The sequence below is a fragment of the Streptomyces sp. LUP47B genome (assembly GCF_001746295.1).
In the GTDB taxonomy this organism is placed as follows: Bacteria; Actinomycetota; Actinomycetes; order Streptomycetales; family Streptomycetaceae; genus Streptomyces.
The window spans coordinates 368,962-385,716 of sequence record NZ_MJAH01000009.1 but is presented as its reverse complement, the minus strand read 5'-3'; the positions used below and the strand labels follow the sequence as shown (position 1 = coordinate 385,716).

Sequence of the window (16,755 nt, the reverse complement as noted above, 5' to 3'; positions counted from 1 at the left end):
GCCCGAGGACACGCGCCCTGCGCTGCCGGCGGCGGCGGCCCGCAGACTCGCGATGCTGCTCGCCGACCGGCCGGGCACGGGCGGCGGCGGGCGCAGGGGTACGGCACCGGATCTGATGGAGCTGCTGCCGCAGTGGCTCGCGACGGCGAACGCCCGCGGTTACGCGGCGCCTCCGCAGTTGCTGCCCGCCCTGCTGGACGCGGCCCGGGGGCGTACGGACCTGCGGCCGGCGGCGCTGGCGTTCGCGGGTTCGCGGGCCACCTGGCTCGCCCGGCTGAACCCGGACTGGCGGTTCGCCCTGCGAGCGACACCCGGCGGCGGAACAGCCCTGCCGTCGCCGCAGGACACCGCGAGCGTCCGACGGCTCTGGGAGGAAGGGCTGTTCGCCGAGCGGGTGGCCCTCCTCTCGGCGATACGCGCCCGGGAGCCGGCCGCCGCGCGCGAGTTGCTCGCGACGACGTGGGCGACCGAGCGGGCCGAGGACCGGCTGATGTTCCTCGACTCGTTGCGGACGGGTCTGGGGGCGGAAGACGAGCCGTTCCTGGAGCAGGCGCTGGCCGACCGGAGCCGCAACGTACGGGCCACGGCCGCGGAGTTGCTCTCGGCGCTGCCGGGTTCGGCGCTGGCGGCGCGGATGGCGGTCAGGGCCGGGGCGTGCGTGGCCGTCGACCACACCCAGGACAGGCCGACGATCGTCGTCGAGGCGCCGCACGAGTGCGACTCGGGCATGGAGCGCGACGGCGTCGTGGCGAAGGCGCCCGCGGGGCGGGGGGAACGTTCCTGGTGGTTCGGGCAGTTGGTGGAAGCGGCGCCGCTCGGGGTGTGGCCGGGGCGGCTCGGTGGGCGGACGCCCGAGGAGATCGTGGCGCTGCCGGTGGCGGACGGCTGGCGGAACGAACTGCACGCGGCGTGGTGTCGGGCTGCCGTACGGCAACGGGACGCCGGGTGGGCGCGAGCGCTGCTCGGGACACCCGCGGCGCCGGAGGCCGGGGGCCCCGGGGCGGTATCACTGGCGGAGCGCGCCAGGCTCCTGAACACGTTGGGCTCCGCCGAACGAGCCGATTGGGTCGCGGCGTTCATCGCGACCCACGGATTGTCCGAGGCGTTTCAACTGCTCGGGGTCTGCGGGGTGCCGTGGGCCGCGCCGCTCGGGCGGGCGGTGGTCGACGCGCTCAACATCGCACGGGACGCGGGAAGTTATCCGTGGAGTTTCAGCGGGGTGATGGGACTGGCGGAGCGGTGTCTCGATCCGGCCGAGGCGGGGCGGCTGGAGGGCCTGATGGCGGTGCCGGACGAGGGCGAGGACGCGAGCCCCGGGGCCGGCGGCTACTGGGCGGAAGCCTTCCAACGCCTGGTGACAACCTTGCGGCTACGGGCGGCGATGACGGAGGAGCTGGGGGTGGCGTAGCTCGCGCGCGGAGTGGGTTGACGCCCCCAACGCCGGCGGGCGACGGACGGCGGTCGGTGGGCGCGGTCGGTTCGGCCGCCGGGTCCGGTGATCCCGGGTCGCGGCGCAGTGCTGAGCAGCGAGGTACGGCAGGCTGCGGGCGGCGGGGTCCGGTGATCCCGAGTCGACACGGCGCAGGTCGGGGCGCCGGGCCGTGCGGATCACGGCGGGTGCGACGGAGCCGGAGCAGCGCCTGGCGGACCGGGGCGGCCTGGCGGGCGCGCAGCGGCGAGGCACGGCAGGCTGCGGAGGCCCGGTGATCCCGAGGCGGCACGACGCAGGGCGGAGCGGACGAGGTACGGCAGGCTGCCGGGGTGTGGGGTTGGTGATCCCGAGGCGGCACGGCGCGGCGCAGGGGGAGCGCCGGCCGTGCGGATGACAGGTGCGACGAAGCAGGAGCAGCGGCCGGCGGACCTGCTGCGCGGCGGCCTGGCGGGCACGGAGCCGGCGGGATACGGCAGGCAGCAAGTGCGACTACCTAGGGGCGCGGGGAACTGCGCGACCAGCCACAACGCACCCGCACCCGACAACGCACCTCGAACCCCTTGACCCACACGGTCCGCTTGACCCACTTGGCCCACTTGCCCACTGCACCCGCTGAAGCCGAGCGCAGCGGCTACGCAGGCTGCCGAACGTTCTCCCGGACCCAGTCCACGATCGACCCAGTCGTCGCCCCCGGCGTGAAGATCTCGGCGACGCCCTTCTCCTTCAGCGGAGGGATGTCCGCCTCCGGGATGATCCCGCCGCCGAAGACCAGGATGTCCTCGGCCTCCCGCTCCTCGAGCAGGTCGATCACCGCGGCGAACAAGGTGTTGTGGGCCCCGGAGAGGATGGAGAGGCCGATCGCGTCGGCGTCCTCCTGGATCGCGGTGTCGACGATCTGCTCGGGGGTCTGGTGGAGGCCGGTGTAGATGACCTCCATGCCCGCGTCGCGCAGCGCCCTCGCGATCACCTTGGCTCCGCGATCATGACCGTCGAGCCCCGGCTTGGCGACCACCACGCGGATCGGACCGGCTGTCACACCCATCACTGCCTCCATGAAGCGACTACGCCCATTCCTGTGTCCATGCCCGTATCCATTCCTACCGACTAGTACCGCACAGACCGGGAATGTGAACGAACGTTATCGGCACCATCACGCACCGTGCAGTTTCGCGGCGGACCCCGAGGGGGAAATCACACGTGGGACACGTTCGGGAGCCGCAACGAGGTCGCCGCACCGCCGCGCCGCAGGCCGCGCGCCACGGTGGTGCGGCGCGCCGGCGACGGCACGAAGGGCACGTAGGACAGGTAAGGCACGACAGCGGGGAGCCTCGTCGCCACACCGACAGGGCGGCTCGTCACGTCACCGGCGCAGCACCAGCACCCACACCACTCACCTCACCAGCACTACCGCATCCACCCGCTCCACCCGCTCCACCCGTTCCGTCGGCTTCACCAGCAGCCGCAGCCGCAACCGCAGCCGCCCCGGAACCCCGCGCCGCCCGCCGCACCCACCCCCCGCGCCCCACTCGCGCCGCGTCGACGACGCCCTCCGCCGCGACTTCCCATGAGCGCACACGGGGGACGGAGCTGTCCTCCCGTGTGCCGACAGGAGGTCGGCCATGAAGGTCACCAAGACGGCGCTGCCGTTTCTCCCGCTCTGCCAGCGTCTGCTTCCCGGCAGGCTGGCGGGACTCTCCCTGGCCCTCCTGAAGGCGACCGCGCTCGAGCTGGCGATCCTCGCGGGGCATCTCCTCCTCTACCCCTCCGGGATCACCCAGGAGCGCCGCTCCCCCCTCCCCCTGCTCCCCTCGCCCGAGGCCGGCGCGGCACAGCTGCCGACGGAGGCGAAGCCCCCGGTCGTGCTGCTGCACGGCTTCATCGACAACCGTTCGGTCTTCGTGCTCCTGCGCCGCAGTCTCGCCCAGCACGGCAGGCAGCAGATCGAGTCGCTCAACTACTCCCCGCTGACGTGCGACATCCGCGCGGCGGCGGAGCTGCTCGGCCGGCACATAGAAGGGATCTGCGAACGCACGGGCAGCGAGCGGGTCGACATCGTCGGGCACAGCCTCGGCGGCCTGATCGCGCGGTACTACGTGCAGCGCCTCGGCGGCGACTCCCGGGTCCGCACGCTGGTGACACTCGGCACCCCGCACTCCGGCACCCGGGTGGCGCCGCTGGCGAACGCGCACCCGATCGTGCGCCAGATGCGCCCCGGCTCGGAGTTGCTCGAGGAGCTCACCCGGCCGGCCCCGGGCTGCCGTACGCACTTCGTCAGTTTCTGGAGCGACCTCGACCATCTGATGGACCCACTGGAGACCGCCTGCATCGACCATGCGGACCTGATGGCGCAGAACGTCCGGGTGAGCGGGATCGGACATCTCSCCCTGCCCGTGCACCCCGCCGTGGCGACCGGCATACGGCAGGTGCTCGACACCGCGCGGGCCGGGGAGGAGACGGCCGGCCGGGCCGGGGGACTGACCGTGGCGTAACGGTCGTATCGACCACCGGACACAGGCCGCCAACAGTTCCTCGACAGCCGTCGGACCGCCAACCGACATCGAACAGCCTTCGAACACAAGGCCAAGGTCACGCCCACAGTCCCCCGAATCACGGCCGAATGCCCGTTTCCTGCGCGCCCGAAACCAGTTGAAGATTGTCGCGCCCGCATACCGCCGGGTACAGTCACCGCACTGCTCTGGCAGCCCCTGTTGTCGAGGCGAAAGAGAAGTTGGTGAACGACCGTCATCCGTCGGGGACCATGACCACCCCGACTCCGGCTTCCGACGCCGACTCGTCGCACTACGCGTCGTACGGCACCCAGGAAGCCCAGTACGGCGACTTCACCACGTACGGCGGCTATGACGCCACTGGTTTCGACGCCACAGGCACCACTGGCACCGCCGGCGCGCACGCCACCGGCAGCTTCGAGACCGACCCGCTCTTCGGCAACATGCCGGGCGACGGCACCGGTTCGTACGACGCCTCGACGTGGACCACGGGCGGTCACCAGACCCTGAACTACGACATGTACGCGGCCCAGCACCACGCCGCCTACGACACCGGCGCGTACGACGCCACGCAGTGGGGCGGCACGGACCACCAGCTGCTCTCCGTGATCCCTCCGCAGTCGGGCAGCACCGACCACAGCGGACAGTGGGACGCGAGCACCTGGAACCAGCAGGACCAGTCCGCGGGGCCGGCCGACCAGACCCAGCAATGGGAGTGGGGCACGCAGGCCTTCGACACCGGGGCGTACGACGCCACGCAGTGGAACACCGACGGCACGGCGGCCGACCCGCAGGCGACGGCCGGCTTCGAGCAGGTCGGGTACGGCGAGGGCCACACCTACGACGAGACCCACGCGTACGACGAGGCCCACCCGTACGGCGAGGCGAATCCGCACGGCGACACCTACGCCGAACACGCCCCGCACGACAGCGAGTCGGCCGCCCTGACGGCCACCGGCGAGATGCCCGCCGTCCACGACGCCGACGCCCCGCTCCTCGACGACCAGGAAGAAGCCGATCCGGCGCCGATCCCCGCCCAGGGCTCCCGCGTGGCCGCGCGCAACGCCGGCCGCTCCCGCCGCCGTATGCCCGCCAAGCGCTCCGCGCTGCTGACGATCGCCGTCCCCTCGGCGTGTGTCATGGGTGTCGCCGGGATCGCCGCCGCCTCGGTCGGCACGCTGACCGGCGACGGCCAGGAGACCTCCACGACCCTGGCGGATCCGACCGCCGTCAAGCCGGCCATCGCGAACAACAAGCTGGACACCCAACTCGAGAGCCTCTCGGCCGGTGCCGACGACTTCGCCGACCGAGCCAGCCGCACGCAGGAACGCATCGACCTCAAGGCCCAGCAGGCGGCCGAGAAGAGGAAGGCGGCGGAGGAGGCAGCCCGCAAGGAGCGGCTGCGTCCGAAGTTCGCCCTCCCGGTCGCACAGCGGGGTCTCAGTGCCTACTTCGGCCAGGCCGGCGTCAACTGGATGTCCGTCCACACCGGCATCGACTTCCCGGTGTCGTACGGCACGACGGTGATGGCCGCGACCGACGGCACCGTCCGGACGCAGTGGAACAGCGCGTACGGCAACATGATGGTCGTGACGGCGATGGACGGCACCGAGACGTGGTACTGCCACCTCTCCAGCTACCGCATCGCCTCCGGTACGACGGTCAAGGCCGGCGACCCGATCGCGTACTCCGGCAACTCCGGCAACTCGACCGGTCCCCACCTGCACTTCGAGGTGCACCCGGCGGCCGGTTCGGCCATAGACCCACTGCCGTGGCTGCGCAGCCACGGGCTGGACCCGACGTAGACCTCGGGCCCAGCCCCCCGGTTACAGCTTCTCGACCGGCGCGTACCGCAGCAGCAGCCGCTTCGGCTTCGCTTCCCCGAAGTCGATCGTCGCCTCCGCGTTCGCCCCCGTGCCCTTCACCCCGACCACCGTGCCGAGCCCGAACTGGTCGTGGGTGACGCGGTCGCCGACGGCCAGCGCCACCACCGGCTTCTCCGAGGTCCTGCGCGTCGCGAAGCCGGACGCGCCCGACGCCGAGGAGCGGGAGCGGGAGGACGACAGCGAGGCGGCGACCCCCGAGACCGGTCCCGCGGGAGCGGCGCTCGAACCCGTGCGCTTCCAGTCCACGTGCTGTGCCGGGATCTCCTCCAGGAAGCGGGAGGGCGGGTTGTACGACGGCTGCCCCCACGCGCTGCGCAGCGAGGACCGGGTCAGATACAGCCGCTCACGCGCGCGCGTGATGCCGACGTACGCCAGCCGCCGCTCCTCCTCCAGTTCCTTGGGCTGGCCGAGGGCGCGCATGTGCGGGAAGACGCCGTCCTCCATGCCGGTGAGGAAGACGACCGGGAACTCCAGGCCCTTGGCGGTGTGCAGGGTCATCAGGGTGATGACCCCGGAGCCGTCCTCGTCCTCGTCGGGGATCTGGTCGGAGTCGGCGACCAGGGCGACCCGCTCCAGGAAGTCGGAGAGGGAACCGGAGGCCTCGCCCTCGCCGGACTCCTGCTCGAACTCCAGGGCCACGGCGGCGAGTTCCTGGAGGTTCTCGATACGGGTCTCGTCCTGCGGGTCGGTGGAGGCCTGCAACTCCGCGAGATAGCCGGTGCGTTCGAGGACCGCCTCCAGGACGGTCGCCGGGCCCGCCCCGGACTCGACGATCGTCCGGAGCTCCTCCATCAGCACGTTGAACCGCTTCACGGCGTTGGTGGAGCGCGCGGCCATGCCGTACGCCTCGTCGACGCGCTTGAGGGCCTGCGGGAAGCTGATCTTCTCGCGCTGGGACAGGGCGTCGATCATCGCCTCGGCGCGGTCGCCGATGCCGCGCTTGGGGACATTGAGGATCCGGCGCAGCGGCACGGAGTCCTCCGGGTTGGCGAGGACGCGCAGGTAGGCCAGGACGTCCCGGACCTCCTTGCGCTCGTAGAAGCGCACGCCGCCGACGACCTTGTAGGGCAGGCCGACGCGAATGAAGACCTCTTCGAAGACACGGGACTGGGCGTTCGTACGGTAGAAGACGGCCACGTCACCGGCCTTCGCGTCGCCCGCGTCGGTGAGACGGTCTATCTCGTCGGCGACGAACTGCGCCTCGTCGTGCTCGGTGTCGGCGACATAGCCGGTGATGCGCGCGCCCGCGCCCGCGTTGGTCCACAGGTTCTTGGGGCGGCGGGACTCGTTGCGCTCGATGACGGCGTTGGCGGCGGTGAGGATCGTCTGGGTGGAGCGGTAGTTCTGCTCCAGGAGGATCGTCGTCGCGTCCGGGTAGTCCTCCTCGAACTGGAGGATGTTGCGGATGGTCGCGCCGCGGAAGGCGTAGATCGACTGGTCGGCGTCACCGACGACACAGAGCTCGGCGGGCGGCAGGTCCTGCTCGCTCGGCGGTACGTCCACCGGGTGCTCGGAGGTCCCGACCAGCTCCCTGACCAGCGCGTACTGAGCGTGGTTGGTGTCCTGGTACTCGTCGACGAGGACGTGCCGGAAGCGGCGGCGGTAGTGCTCGGCGACATCAGGGAACGCCCGGAGCAGGTTGACCGTGGTCATGATCAGGTCGTCGAAGTCGAGGGCGTTCGCCTCGCGCAGCCGCGACTGGTACATGGCGTAGGCCTGGGCGAGGGTCTTCTCGAAGCCGTCGGTGGCCTGGGCGGCGAAGTCCTCCTCGTCGATCAGCTCGTTCTTCAGGTTGCTGATCTTGGCGCTGAAGGACTTCGGCGGGTACCGCTTGGGGTCGAGGTCCAGGTCGCGGCAGACCAGGGCCATCAGGCGCTTGCTGTCGGCGGCGTCGTAGATCGAGAAGGAGGAGGTGAAGCCCAGCTTCTTCGACTCCCTGCGCAGGATGCGCACGCACGCGCTGTGGAAGGTCATCACCCACATCGCGTTCGCGCGCGGGCCGACGAGGTGCTCGACGCGCTCCTTCATCTCGCCCGCGGCCTTGTTGGTGAAGGTGATCGCGAGGATCTGGCCCGGGTGGACGTGGCGCTCGCCGAGGAGATGGGCGATGCGGTGGGTGAGCACGCGGGTCTTGCCCGAGCCGGCGCCGGCCACGATGAGCAGCGGGGTGCCGGAGTGCACCACGGCCGCGCGCTGGTTCTCGTTCAGCCCGTCCAGGAGCGCGGCCGGGTCCACCACCGGGCGGGGGGCGCCGTCGCGGTAGTACGCGTCCCGGTCCGGGGGCGCGTCGAACTTCCCACCGAACAGGTCGTCCGGAACGGGTTCCGGTACGTGCTCGTCCTCGGGCGGCGGCGGTTCTTCCCCGTGGGCCCTAGGGGCCTGGAGGTCCGCCAGGAAGCTGTCGTCAAAGAGGCTGCTCATCGCTCTCCGAGTCTAGGGTGCCCCACTGACACACCGCGGCCGCCCTGAGAACATCCACTCGGATCAGAACCCGATGATCTTCCAGACCTGTAAGTCGTCACAGATCACACCGGATGGACCACGGGGAGCGACGCCTGAGGTCAAGGTCACGAAAATGTATCGGGCATATCGAACATCAACCTTCACAGAGGCCACACCCGTTGGCTACCGTTCCCAGCAGGCCGTACGACCCCCACCGGCGAACGTCGCCGGGCCGCACGGCCTCCGCCGAGTCCGCAGCGCCGCCGCGCGCCCGGAGCCGGGGACCCACCGATACCTGGGGTGAATCGGCCGACTCCCGCGCAGGGAGCGCCGTAGGGCAAACCTTCCGAAGCTCCCGCCCGAACCCGACAGCTAACTCGGCAGGCGGAGCACGGAAGGAGTCGCCTCCCTTGGCGTCGCACCGCAAGTCGCGTCCCGTGGGTACGCGCGTAGCAGGCATACGGACCCCGGCCCTCGCGACGGCCGCCCTCACCTCCGTGGCCCTGCTGTCCCAGTCGGCGAACGCCGCGCCGGCCGATGACAAGCCGAGTCTCGAAGAGGTGGAGAAGAAGGTCGACGACCTCTACCGCCAGGCCGAGTCGGCGACCGACAACTACAACGCGGCCAAGGAGAAGACGACCACGCAGCGCAAGCAGGTCGACACGCTCCTCGAGGACGTCGCCCGGCGCACCGAGAAGCTCAACGAGGCGCGGGAGGAGCTCGGTTCCTTCGCCGCCGCCCAGTACCGCACCGGCGCCGGGGCCTCCGGCACGGCGACCTTCCTGCTCGCCGACACGCCGCAGGACTACTTCGACCAGACGCAGTTGATGGGGCGTCTGACGAACCGCCAGAAGGGCGCGGTCGACGACTACGTCTCCGAGCAGTCCGCGACGATGAAGAAGCGCCAGGAGGCCTCCCAGAGCCTTCAGACGCTCACCGAGACGCAGAGCGACCTGAAGACGGCCAAGGCGACCGTCCAGAAGAAGCTCGCCGACGCGCGCGAGATGCTGTCGGAGCTGACGGCCCAGGAGAAGGCGCGCCTCGCCGCGCTCGAGGAGCAGAAGCAGGAGGCGGCGGCCCGCAAGGCCGCCGAGCTGGCGCGGCAGCAGGCGGCCGCGGAGAAGGCCGCGCAGGAGACCACCGCCCCGCCGCAGGGGAGCACGTCGACGGCGACCGACTCCTCGTACGCCACCAAGGCCGCCAAGGCCCTCGCCTTCGCCCGCGCGCAGATCGGCAAGCCGTACGTGTGGGGCGCCACCGGGCCCGACTCCTACGACTGCTCAGGCTTCACCCAGGCCGCCTGGAAGGCCGCCGGCGTCGACCTCCCCCGCGTCACCTACGACCAGGTCAACGCCGGCACCACGGTCTCCCTCGCCGATGCCCAGCCCGGTGACCTGGTCTTCTTCTACGACGACATCAGCCACGTCGGCCTCTACATCGGCAACGGCATGATGATCCACGCCCCCAAGCCGGGCGCGTACGTCCGCGAGGAGTCCATCTTCTACGACGGCGAGTCGGCGATCCACAGCGTCGTGCGCCCCGCCTGAGGCACCGCCGGTCACCAGCGCGCGGGCGGGACTCCTGCGCCCGCGCGTAATCTTCGCGATTTCCGCACGCGCGCGTGCGCGCCCCTCCGGCACGGCAGGCGGAGCTTCCTAGCATCGGCACATGTCCGGTACCTCCCCGCACTCTCCCCTGCACGTCTGGTGGACGCAGCTCTCGCCCGCGGCCGGAGCCGCCGTGATGGCGACCGGCATCGTGTCGATCGGGCTGCAGCTGACCGGCCACGAGACGCTGTCCCGGATCGCCCTGGTGATCGGTTGCACGATCTGGCCGGCGCTGGCCGCCGATTTCGCCGTACGACTGCCGCGGGAGCGCGCGCGACGGTTCGCGGACGCCGGGGCGGCGGGCGCCCTGACGGCCGTGGCGGCGACCAGCGTCCTCGGCACCCGTTTCTCCGCGCTGGGCCGGCAGACCGTCGCCGAGGCACTGCTGGCACTGTCCGCGCTTCTGTGGCCGGTGCTGATCGTGTTCGCCGTCGGGCACGGGAAGCGGCGGATGCCCGGCGGGGTGTTCCTCGGCTGTGTGGCCACCCAGGGCCTCGCCGTGCTCGGCGCCACGCTCGCCGCGGCCGAGTCGGCGGCATGGCTCGCGCACACGGCGCTCGTACTGTTCTGGCTCGGCCTGGTCCTCTACTGCGTCGCGCTCTTCCGCTTCGACCTGCGCCAGGTGCTGGAGGGGCCGGGCGACCAGTGGATCGCGGGCGGCGCGCTCGCCATCTCGGCGCTCGCCGGCTCGAAGCTGATCGCCGCCGACAGCGCGCGCCTGTACCTGTGGAACGACGACGACCGCGGCGTCCTGCGTGCGGTGACCGTCGCCCTGCTGGTGCTCGGCCTGGCCTGGTACGGCGTACTGCTGGTGGCTGAGCTCGTCCGCCCCCGCCCGCGCTACGACGTAGGCCGCTGGGCCACCGTGTTCCCCATGGGCATGACCGCGGTGGCGATGCTGTCGGTCTCCGACACCGTGGACGTCCCGTGGCTCGAAACGCCGGGCGAGGTGCTGCTGTGGATCTCGGTGGTGGCCTGGTGCGCCGCCGCCGCGGGGGCGGTCGACTCCGCCCGCGCCGCCGTCAGGTCCACAGCACCGCGATGAAGATGTTGGCCGTGGTCAGCGCGCCGACCAGGCCGAACAGCCTTTTGTCCACCGTTTCGTCGTCCCGCTTCACATAGACGAGGCCGAGGATCACGATCAGCAGGGCGAGCTTCACGCCGATCTTGATGTTGTTGACGTGCTGGTCGTCGGCCTGGTTTAGGCCGACCAGGACGACGCCGGTGACCAGCATCGTCGCGGCACCGTGCAGCATCGCGGGGACGAACCGGGCGGTGCCCCGGCCCATCGCCTTCATCTGCGTGAGGAAGCCGCCGAGCAGCGCGGCGATGCCGATGATGTGCAGGCCGACGAAGAGATGGATGAGTACGTCCATGAGGCCGGAGCCTATGCCGGGCCGCGTGGGGCACCCGCACAGGCCCCTTCGAGAGATCTTGCATATATGCGGCACATAGCACTCGGCACCCGCCGTGGGTCCCGAAATCCCGACTTCGGTCAGCGCACCGCGCGAAGTCGACGGAGCCGGTCCGCGATCACGGTCACCTTCGGTCACCCGGCGGTCCACCGGCGGCAGTTCCGCACAACGCGTTACCTCCCCGTCACGGTCAGGTTTAGCGTCCTCCACCAGGTGACCGGCTCCCCACCGCCGCCCGGGCCAGGGGCGGCAGTCGGCCACCACCGCCGAGAAGGTCCGGCGGCGGCCCGCTCCCCCTGTGCAGGCCGTCGCCGGACGCGCACACCGCCCCGGGCGGTCGTACGGCCGCTCCCCCTGGCGTTCGTACGTCCCCGCAGCCCGGGGCGAGCGAGCGGTCGAGGAAAGGACGTGCAAGTCCACGTGGCAGCGCACCGCAAGTCCCGCAGACGCTCGGTCGGCGGCCATACGGTCCGTACGGCAGCGACGATCGCCCTCGCGGGGGCGGCGACGGCGACGGGCTTCGACGGGACCGGACACGCCGAGCCGCAGCTCACACCGACGCAGGTCAAGGCGAAGGTGGACCAGCTGTACCAGGAGGCCGAGGCCGCCACCGAGAAGTACAACGGCGCGAAGGAGAAGGCGGACGCTGCCGAGACCCGGCTGGGCACCCTGCGGGACGAGGCGGCCCGCAGGACGGAGCAGCTCAACGAGGCACGGGACGCGCTGGGTACGATCGCCGCGGCGCAGTACCGCGGCGGCGGCCTCGACCCCGCGATGCAGCTCGCGTTCACCGACGACCCCGACCGGTACCTCGACAGCGCAGAGTTCGTCGAACGGGCCGGTACCCGCCAGGCCGCCTCCGTGGCGAACGTACGCCGACAACTGCGGGAGATCGAGCAGTTGCGCGGGGCCGCGCACATCGAGCTGGCCTCGCTGAAGTCGCGTCAGGCGGAGCTGAAGCGCCACAAGAAGACGATCACCGGCAAACTGGGCGCGGCCCGCCGGCTGATGTCCCAGCTGCCGGCCGGGGAACACGCGGGGTTGCCGGCGGGCGGGGATCGAGCCTCCCGGGCCACTACGGGCGGGCGCGAGGAGCTGACGGCCCCCGGCGCGACCACCGACGTAGCCCCCGACTCCCGTGCCGCGGCGGCCGTTTCCTACGCCTACTCCAAGCTGGGCAGCCCCTACGTCTGGGGCGCCACCGGCCCGGACGCCTTCGACTGCTCGGGCCTCGTCCAGGCCGCGTACCGCTCCGCGGGTATCTCCCTGCCCCGCACGACCTACGCCCAGATCGATGCCGGCCGGCGCGTCTCCCGCTCCGAACTCCTCCCGGGCGACCTGGTGTTCTTCTACTCGGGCATCACTCACGTCGGTCTCTACATCGGCGACGGCCGGATGATCCACGCCCCGAACCCGTCGGCGCCGGTGCGGGTGGCGCCGATCGACGAGATGCCGTTCGCGGGGGCGACGCGGGTGGGGTGACCGTCAGACCAGGCGCCGTGCCGTCGCCCACCGGGTCAGCTCGTGACGGTTGGACAGCTGCAGCTTCCGCAGCACCGCCGAGACATGGGACTCGACCGTCTTCACGGAGATGAACAGCTGCTTGGCGATCTCCTTGTAGGCGTAACCGCGCGCGATGAGCCTCAGCACCTCCCGCTCGCGCTGGGTGAGGCGGTCCATGTCCTCGTCGACCGGCGGGGCGTCGGTGGAGGCGAAGGCGTCCAGGACGAACCCGGCCAGGCGCGGCGAGAAGACGGCGTCGCCCTCCTGGACGCGGAAGACGGAGTCGACGAGGTCCGTGCCGGTGATCGTCTTCGTCACATAGCCGCGCGCGCCGCCCCGGATCACCCCGATCACGTCCTCGGCCGCGTCCGAGACGGACAGCGCGAGGAAGCGGACGGGCTGTTCGGCGTCGGCCATCAACGGGGCGCAGCGCCGCAGCACTTCGACCCCGCCGCCGCCCGGGAGATGGACGTCCAGGAGGACGACCTCGGGGCGGGTCGCGGTGATGACGGTGACGGCCTGGTCGACGTCCGCGGCCTCGCCGACCACCTCGACGCCGGTCTCCTCGGTCCGGCCGATCTCGGCCTGGACGCCCGTACGGAACATGCGGTGGTCGTCGACGAGGACCACGCGCACGTGCCGCCCGCCCGCGCCGCCGGCCGGCGTCGGCTCCACGGCGTCCGTGTTCACCTCGGTGGGGTCACTCATGACGTCTTCTCCGCCCTCTCCATCTCCAGCTCGACCTCCGTGCCGCCGCCCGGCACCGCACGCAGCCGGGCCGTGCCGCCATGGCGCTCCATGCGGCCGATGATCGATTCTCTGACACCCATCCGGTCGGCGGGTATCGAGTCGAGGTCGAAGCCGGGGCCCCGGTCCCGGACGGACACGAAGACCGTCCGGCCCTCGACTTCGGCGTAGACCTGTACGGCGCCGCCCTCGCCACCGTACTTGGCGGCGTTGACCATCGCCTCGCGCGCGGCCTGCATCTGCGCGCCGGTTCTCTCGTCGAGCGGGCAGTCGCCGACGACCACGACCTCGATGGGGACGCCGTGCTTGTCCTCGACCTCGGCGGCATTGCGCCGCACGGCGTCGGCGAGGTCGGTGGGTTCGTCGGCCTCGTCCTTGCCGGTGCCCTCGGGTTTGTACAGCCAGGTGCGCAGGTCGCGCTCCTGGGCTCGGGCGAGGCGGCGCACCTCGTTCGCGTTCTCCGCGTTGCGCTGGATCAGGGTCAGGGTGTGCAGCACCGAGTCGTGCACGTGGGCCGCGACCTCCGCGCGCTCCTGGGCACGGATGCGCATCAGGCGCTCCTCGGAGAGGTCCTGGGTCATACGGACGAGATACGGCCCCGCGAGGAGCGTTATCCCGACGAGGACCGCGAGGGCCGCCTGCAGGACGGAACCGAGGTGGGCGGCGGAGCCCTGCAGGACGAAGACCCCGGAGACACCGGCGGTGACGAGGAGGACACCGCCCGCGGCACGCAGCAGCGTCAGGGTGCGCCGCCGGCGGCCCACCTCCATCCAGCGGGCCCGGCGGGCGTTGTCCGCCTGGCGCCAGACGAGGGCCACCCCCGCGCCGACGAGGACGATCGGCCAGAGGTAGGCCTTGGCGCCGTTGCCCACATTGACGTTGCCGACGAAGACCATGGCCACGACGACCATGAGGAGCAGGGCCACGATCTGGCCCTTGTCGGGGCGGCGGGCGACGAGTCTGCGGCGGCCGTCCGGCGAGGTCTCGGTGGACACCAGGGACGGGGGCCGCTGGCCGCCGACCCCGCCCACGCCGAGCGGAACGAAGAACCAGAACGCGGCATACAGCAATGCACCGAGCCCGTCCGCCATGAACAGGCCCACGAAGACGAGCCGCACCCAGATCACGGGCAGCCCGAGATGCCCGGCGAGCCCCCGCGCCACACCACCCAGCCAGCGTCCGTCACTGCTGCGGTAGAGCTTGCGCGGCGGCCGCGGTTCGACGAGTGGCGCTGTGGCGGCTTCCGGCATGCCATCGATGGTCACACGGCCGGGGTGCGGGGGCATCAGGGTTGTCCCCCGAGACTCCCCTGATCTTCGCTCGGCGCGCCGCCCGAACGCTTCCCTCCCCCGTTCTCAGGGCCGATATCAGGGTCCGGCCAGGGTCGTTCCGACTCCCGCCACGCCCCCACGACCGTCACCATGGACACATGACAGATCACCAGCACGCCGCGGGCGCCGGATCCGGCGGAGGTCCGGACCCGGGCACCGGCCCCGGCGCGGGCACGCGGAAGGAAAAAGAAGGAGGCACACCGGCGGGCACGCACACCGAGGCCCTCGGAGGGCGGGCACCGGCGGACGCCCCCGCCCCGCCCGCCACCCCACAGGGCACAGCCCCCGCCGAGGACGCGCCCTCCGCCCCCCTCCGCTTCCGGCGGGACCGACGGCACAAGTTGCTCGCCGGGGTGTGCGCCGGGCTCGGGCGGCAGTACGACATGGATCCGGTGATCTTCCGGATCACGCTCACCGTGCTGTCGGCGACCGGCGGCATCGGGCTCATCTTCTACGGCTTCGCCTGGCTCCTCGTCCCCTACGACGACGAGGACGAGAACGAGGTGCGCAAGCTGCTCACCGGCCGGGTGGACGGCCAGGCCCTGACCGGTGTGCTGTTCGCCCTGGTCGGCTGCGGGGTGTTCCTCACCATGCTGGGCAACACCAGCGTGCTGACCTTCGCCGTGGTCCTCTCCCTGCTCCTGGCGGGCGCCGGGTACTGGTCGCGCAACCGCGGCACCCCCGACCCCGACCCGCTCTCCGCGCAGGCCGTCGCCGACGCCCCGCCGGAGGCCCAGGCCCCGCCGGTGCCCGCCGGCTACCCGTCCTGGTGGCGCGACCCCATCGTCAAGGACGGCACGCACGTCGGCGGCACGGGCTATCTGTGGGGGCCGGGGGACTCCCACGACCGTGACATCGCGGCGGCCGTCAACATCGGCCTGGGCGCCCCCTGGAGCCGGCGCGAGGACATCCGCGTGGCCCACACCCGCGGGCCGAAGCCGCGCGGCCCCCGCTGGATCGGCGGCTGGGTCTTCCTCCTCGCCCTGCTGGCGGGCGGCCTCGGTACCGGAGCGACCTGGGAGGACCACGCCCTGGGCACCAGCCTGCAGACCGGTCTGTCCTGCGCGCTGATCGTCCTGGGCCTGGGCATAGCGATCAGCTCGTTCCTGGGCCGCACAGGAGCGGGCTCGATCTTCCTGGCGATCGTCACGGCGGGCCTGCTCGCCACCGCCGCCGCTCTCCCGAAGGACATCACCACCCACTGGGTGCGCACGAACTGGACACCGGCAGCCGTGCAGGACATCCGTCCGGAGTACGAACTCGGCACCGGCGTGGGCACCCTGGACCTGTCCCGCCTCGATTTCACCAAGGGCCGGACAGTGACGACCCAGGCCGACGTCGGAGTGGGCCGGCTGGTGGTGATCGTGCCACCCGACGTGACCGTGCAGGCGGTCATCGACGTGGGCGTAGGCGACATCCAGTTGCCGGGCGACGAGCAGGCGGACGTGGACGTGGCACCGGGCAAGCGCAAGGAGGTCACCCTGACACCGGTCTCGGGCGCCAAGAACGGCGCCACCCTCGACCTCGACCTGCGGGTCGGCATCGGCCAGGCGGAGGTGAGCCGTGCTGCGTCATGAGTTCCGACCGGGAAAGCTGGTCGCCGGGTTCTTCCTGACCATCGCGGGCATCACCTATGCCGGTGACGCGGGCGACGCGTGGGACACCCCGTGGTTCGCGGTGATCCCCATGGTCGTGGGCGGCCTGTGCCTGGCAGGCGTGGTGGGCCTGCTGACCCGGGCCATCCGCAACCGACGCGACAGCCGCCGTACGAGCACGCCACCGGAGGTCGACCAGTCACCCCAGCCACCCGTACCCCACTGATCACGAGGAGCACGAGGGCGCACGAGCGGGACGACTGATCAAGGCACCTTCCCGGTACGGAGAC

The 16,755-nt window shown here is 71.6% G+C and carries 13 protein-coding genes and 1 riboswitch; of the genes, 8 read left to right on the top strand and 5 right to left on the bottom strand.

The window, feature by feature from the left end; genetic code table 11:
* Positions 1 to 1,408 (top strand): DUF5691 domain-containing protein (locus BFN33_RS28020; protein ID WP_069762928.1); only part of this gene is annotated, 1,408 nt, incomplete at its 5' end.
* 655 nt (positions 1,409 to 2,063) lie between these two features.
* Here BFN33_RS28020 and BFN33_RS28015 read toward each other — a convergent pair.
* Positions 2,064 to 2,474 carry a cobalamin B12-binding domain-containing protein gene (locus tag BFN33_RS28015; protein WP_069762898.1) on the bottom strand — a complete coding sequence of 137 codons (411 nt, stop codon included), beginning with the start codon at positions 2,472 to 2,474 and terminating at the stop codon, positions 2,064 to 2,066.
* Positions 2,475 to 3,051: 577 nt separating this feature from the next.
* Between BFN33_RS28015 and BFN33_RS28010 the strand changes: the two genes are divergently transcribed.
* Both BFN33_RS28010 and BFN33_RS28005 read left to right on the top strand, forming a co-directional pair.
* Complete coding sequence (locus BFN33_RS28010) at positions 3,052 to 3,921, top strand: alpha/beta fold hydrolase (protein ID WP_069762897.1); 870 nt, start codon at positions 3,052 to 3,054, stop codon at positions 3,919 to 3,921.
* A gap of 269 nt (positions 3,922 to 4,190) precedes the next feature.
* Positions 4,191 to 5,744, top strand: coding sequence for a M23 family metallopeptidase (locus tag BFN33_RS28005; protein WP_069762927.1), 1,554 nt, complete (start codon positions 4,191 to 4,193; stop codon positions 5,742 to 5,744).
* 21 nt (positions 5,745 to 5,765) lie between these two features.
* Here BFN33_RS28005 and pcrA read toward each other — a convergent pair whose 3' ends face one another.
* Positions 5,766 to 8,246 (bottom strand): DNA helicase PcrA, encoded by a 2,481-nt coding sequence (gene pcrA / locus BFN33_RS28000; protein WP_069762896.1) that lies wholly within the window; start codon positions 8,244 to 8,246, stop codon positions 5,766 to 5,768.
* 255 nt (positions 8,247 to 8,501) lie between these two features.
* Positions 8,502 to 8,669: riboswitch (cyclic di-AMP (ydaO/yuaA leader) on the top strand.
* A gap of 8 nt (positions 8,670 to 8,677) precedes the next feature.
* Between pcrA and BFN33_RS27995 the strand changes: the two genes are divergently transcribed.
* Both BFN33_RS27995 and BFN33_RS27990 read left to right on the top strand, forming a co-directional pair.
* Positions 8,678 to 9,814 carry a C40 family peptidase gene (locus tag BFN33_RS27995; protein WP_069762895.1) on the top strand — a complete coding sequence of 379 codons (1,137 nt, stop codon included), beginning with the start codon at positions 8,678 to 8,680 and terminating at the stop codon, positions 9,812 to 9,814.
* A gap of 121 nt (positions 9,815 to 9,935) precedes the next feature.
* Positions 9,936 to 10,919, top strand: a complete 984-nt coding sequence (locus tag BFN33_RS27990) for a tellurite resistance/C4-dicarboxylate transporter family protein (protein ID WP_069762894.1) — start codon at positions 9,936 to 9,938, stop codon at positions 10,917 to 10,919.
* Here BFN33_RS27990 and BFN33_RS27985 read toward each other — a convergent pair.
* Entirely contained in the window at positions 10,897 to 11,250 is a 354-nt protein-coding gene (locus BFN33_RS27985; RefSeq protein ID WP_069762893.1) for a hypothetical protein, read from the bottom strand. The genes BFN33_RS27990 and BFN33_RS27985 overlap by 23 nt on opposite strands.
* Positions 11,251 to 11,709: 459 nt before the next feature.
* On the opposite strand from BFN33_RS27985, the gene BFN33_RS27980 reads away from it, so the two are divergent.
* Positions 11,710 to 12,771: a C40 family peptidase gene (locus BFN33_RS27980; RefSeq protein ID WP_069762892.1), complete on the top strand. Its 1,062-nt coding sequence runs from the start codon at positions 11,710 to 11,712 to the stop codon at positions 12,769 to 12,771.
* A gap of 3 nt (positions 12,772 to 12,774) precedes the next feature.
* On the opposite strand, the gene BFN33_RS27975 is transcribed toward BFN33_RS27980, so the two are convergent.
* Positions 12,775 to 13,500, bottom strand: coding sequence for a response regulator transcription factor (locus BFN33_RS27975; RefSeq protein WP_069762891.1), 726 nt, complete (start codon positions 13,498 to 13,500; stop codon positions 12,775 to 12,777).
* Positions 13,497 to 14,825: an ATP-binding protein gene (locus BFN33_RS27970; RefSeq protein ID WP_176742484.1), complete on the bottom strand. Its 1,329-nt coding sequence runs from the start codon at positions 14,823 to 14,825 to the stop codon at positions 13,497 to 13,499. The genes BFN33_RS27975 and BFN33_RS27970 overlap by 4 nt, the downstream gene beginning before the upstream one ends.
* A gap of 143 nt (positions 14,826 to 14,968) precedes the next feature.
* Between BFN33_RS27970 and BFN33_RS27965 the strand changes: the two genes are divergently transcribed.
* Together BFN33_RS27965 and BFN33_RS27960 are read left to right on the top strand one after the other, a co-directional pair.
* Positions 14,969 to 16,447 (top strand): PspC domain-containing protein, encoded by a 1,479-nt coding sequence (locus BFN33_RS27965; RefSeq protein WP_069762890.1) that lies wholly within the window; start codon positions 14,969 to 14,971, stop codon positions 16,445 to 16,447.
* A complete protein-coding gene (locus BFN33_RS27960) occupies positions 16,434 to 16,691 on the top strand; it encodes a hypothetical protein (protein WP_069762889.1) in 258 nt (85 codons plus the stop codon). Before BFN33_RS27965 ends, BFN33_RS27960 begins: the two co-directional genes overlap by 14 nt.
* Positions 16,692 to 16,755: the final 64 nt, after the last annotated feature.

What these genes read in the sequence shown, in the direction of transcription:
- BFN33_RS27985 (WP_069762893.1), bottom strand. Translation starts at nt 11,250, where the DNA reads ATGGACGTACTCATCCATCTCTTCGTCGGCCTGCACATCATCGGCATC.
- BFN33_RS28005 (WP_069762927.1), top strand. Translation starts at nt 4,191, where the DNA reads ATGACCACCCCGACTCCGGCTTCCGACGCCGACTCGTCGCACTACGCG.
- BFN33_RS27975 (WP_069762891.1), bottom strand. Translation starts at nt 13,500, where the DNA reads ATGAGTGACCCCACCGAGGTGAACACGGACGCCGTGGAGCCGACGCCG.
- pcrA (WP_069762896.1), bottom strand. Translation starts at nt 8,246, where the DNA reads ATGAGCAGCCTCTTTGACGACAGCTTCCTGGCGGACCTCCAGGCCCCT.
- BFN33_RS27990 (WP_069762894.1), top strand. Translation starts at nt 9,936, where the DNA reads ATGTCCGGTACCTCCCCGCACTCTCCCCTGCACGTCTGGTGGACGCAG.
- BFN33_RS28015 (WP_069762898.1), bottom strand. Translation starts at nt 2,474, where the DNA reads ATGGGTGTGACAGCCGGTCCGATCCGCGTGGTGGTCGCCAAGCCGGGG.
- BFN33_RS27965 (WP_069762890.1), top strand. Translation starts at nt 14,969, where the DNA reads ATGACAGATCACCAGCACGCCGCGGGCGCCGGATCCGGCGGAGGTCCG.
- BFN33_RS27970 (WP_176742484.1), bottom strand. Translation starts at nt 14,825, where the DNA reads ATGCCCCCGCACCCCGGCCGTGTGACCATCGATGGCATGCCGGAAGCC.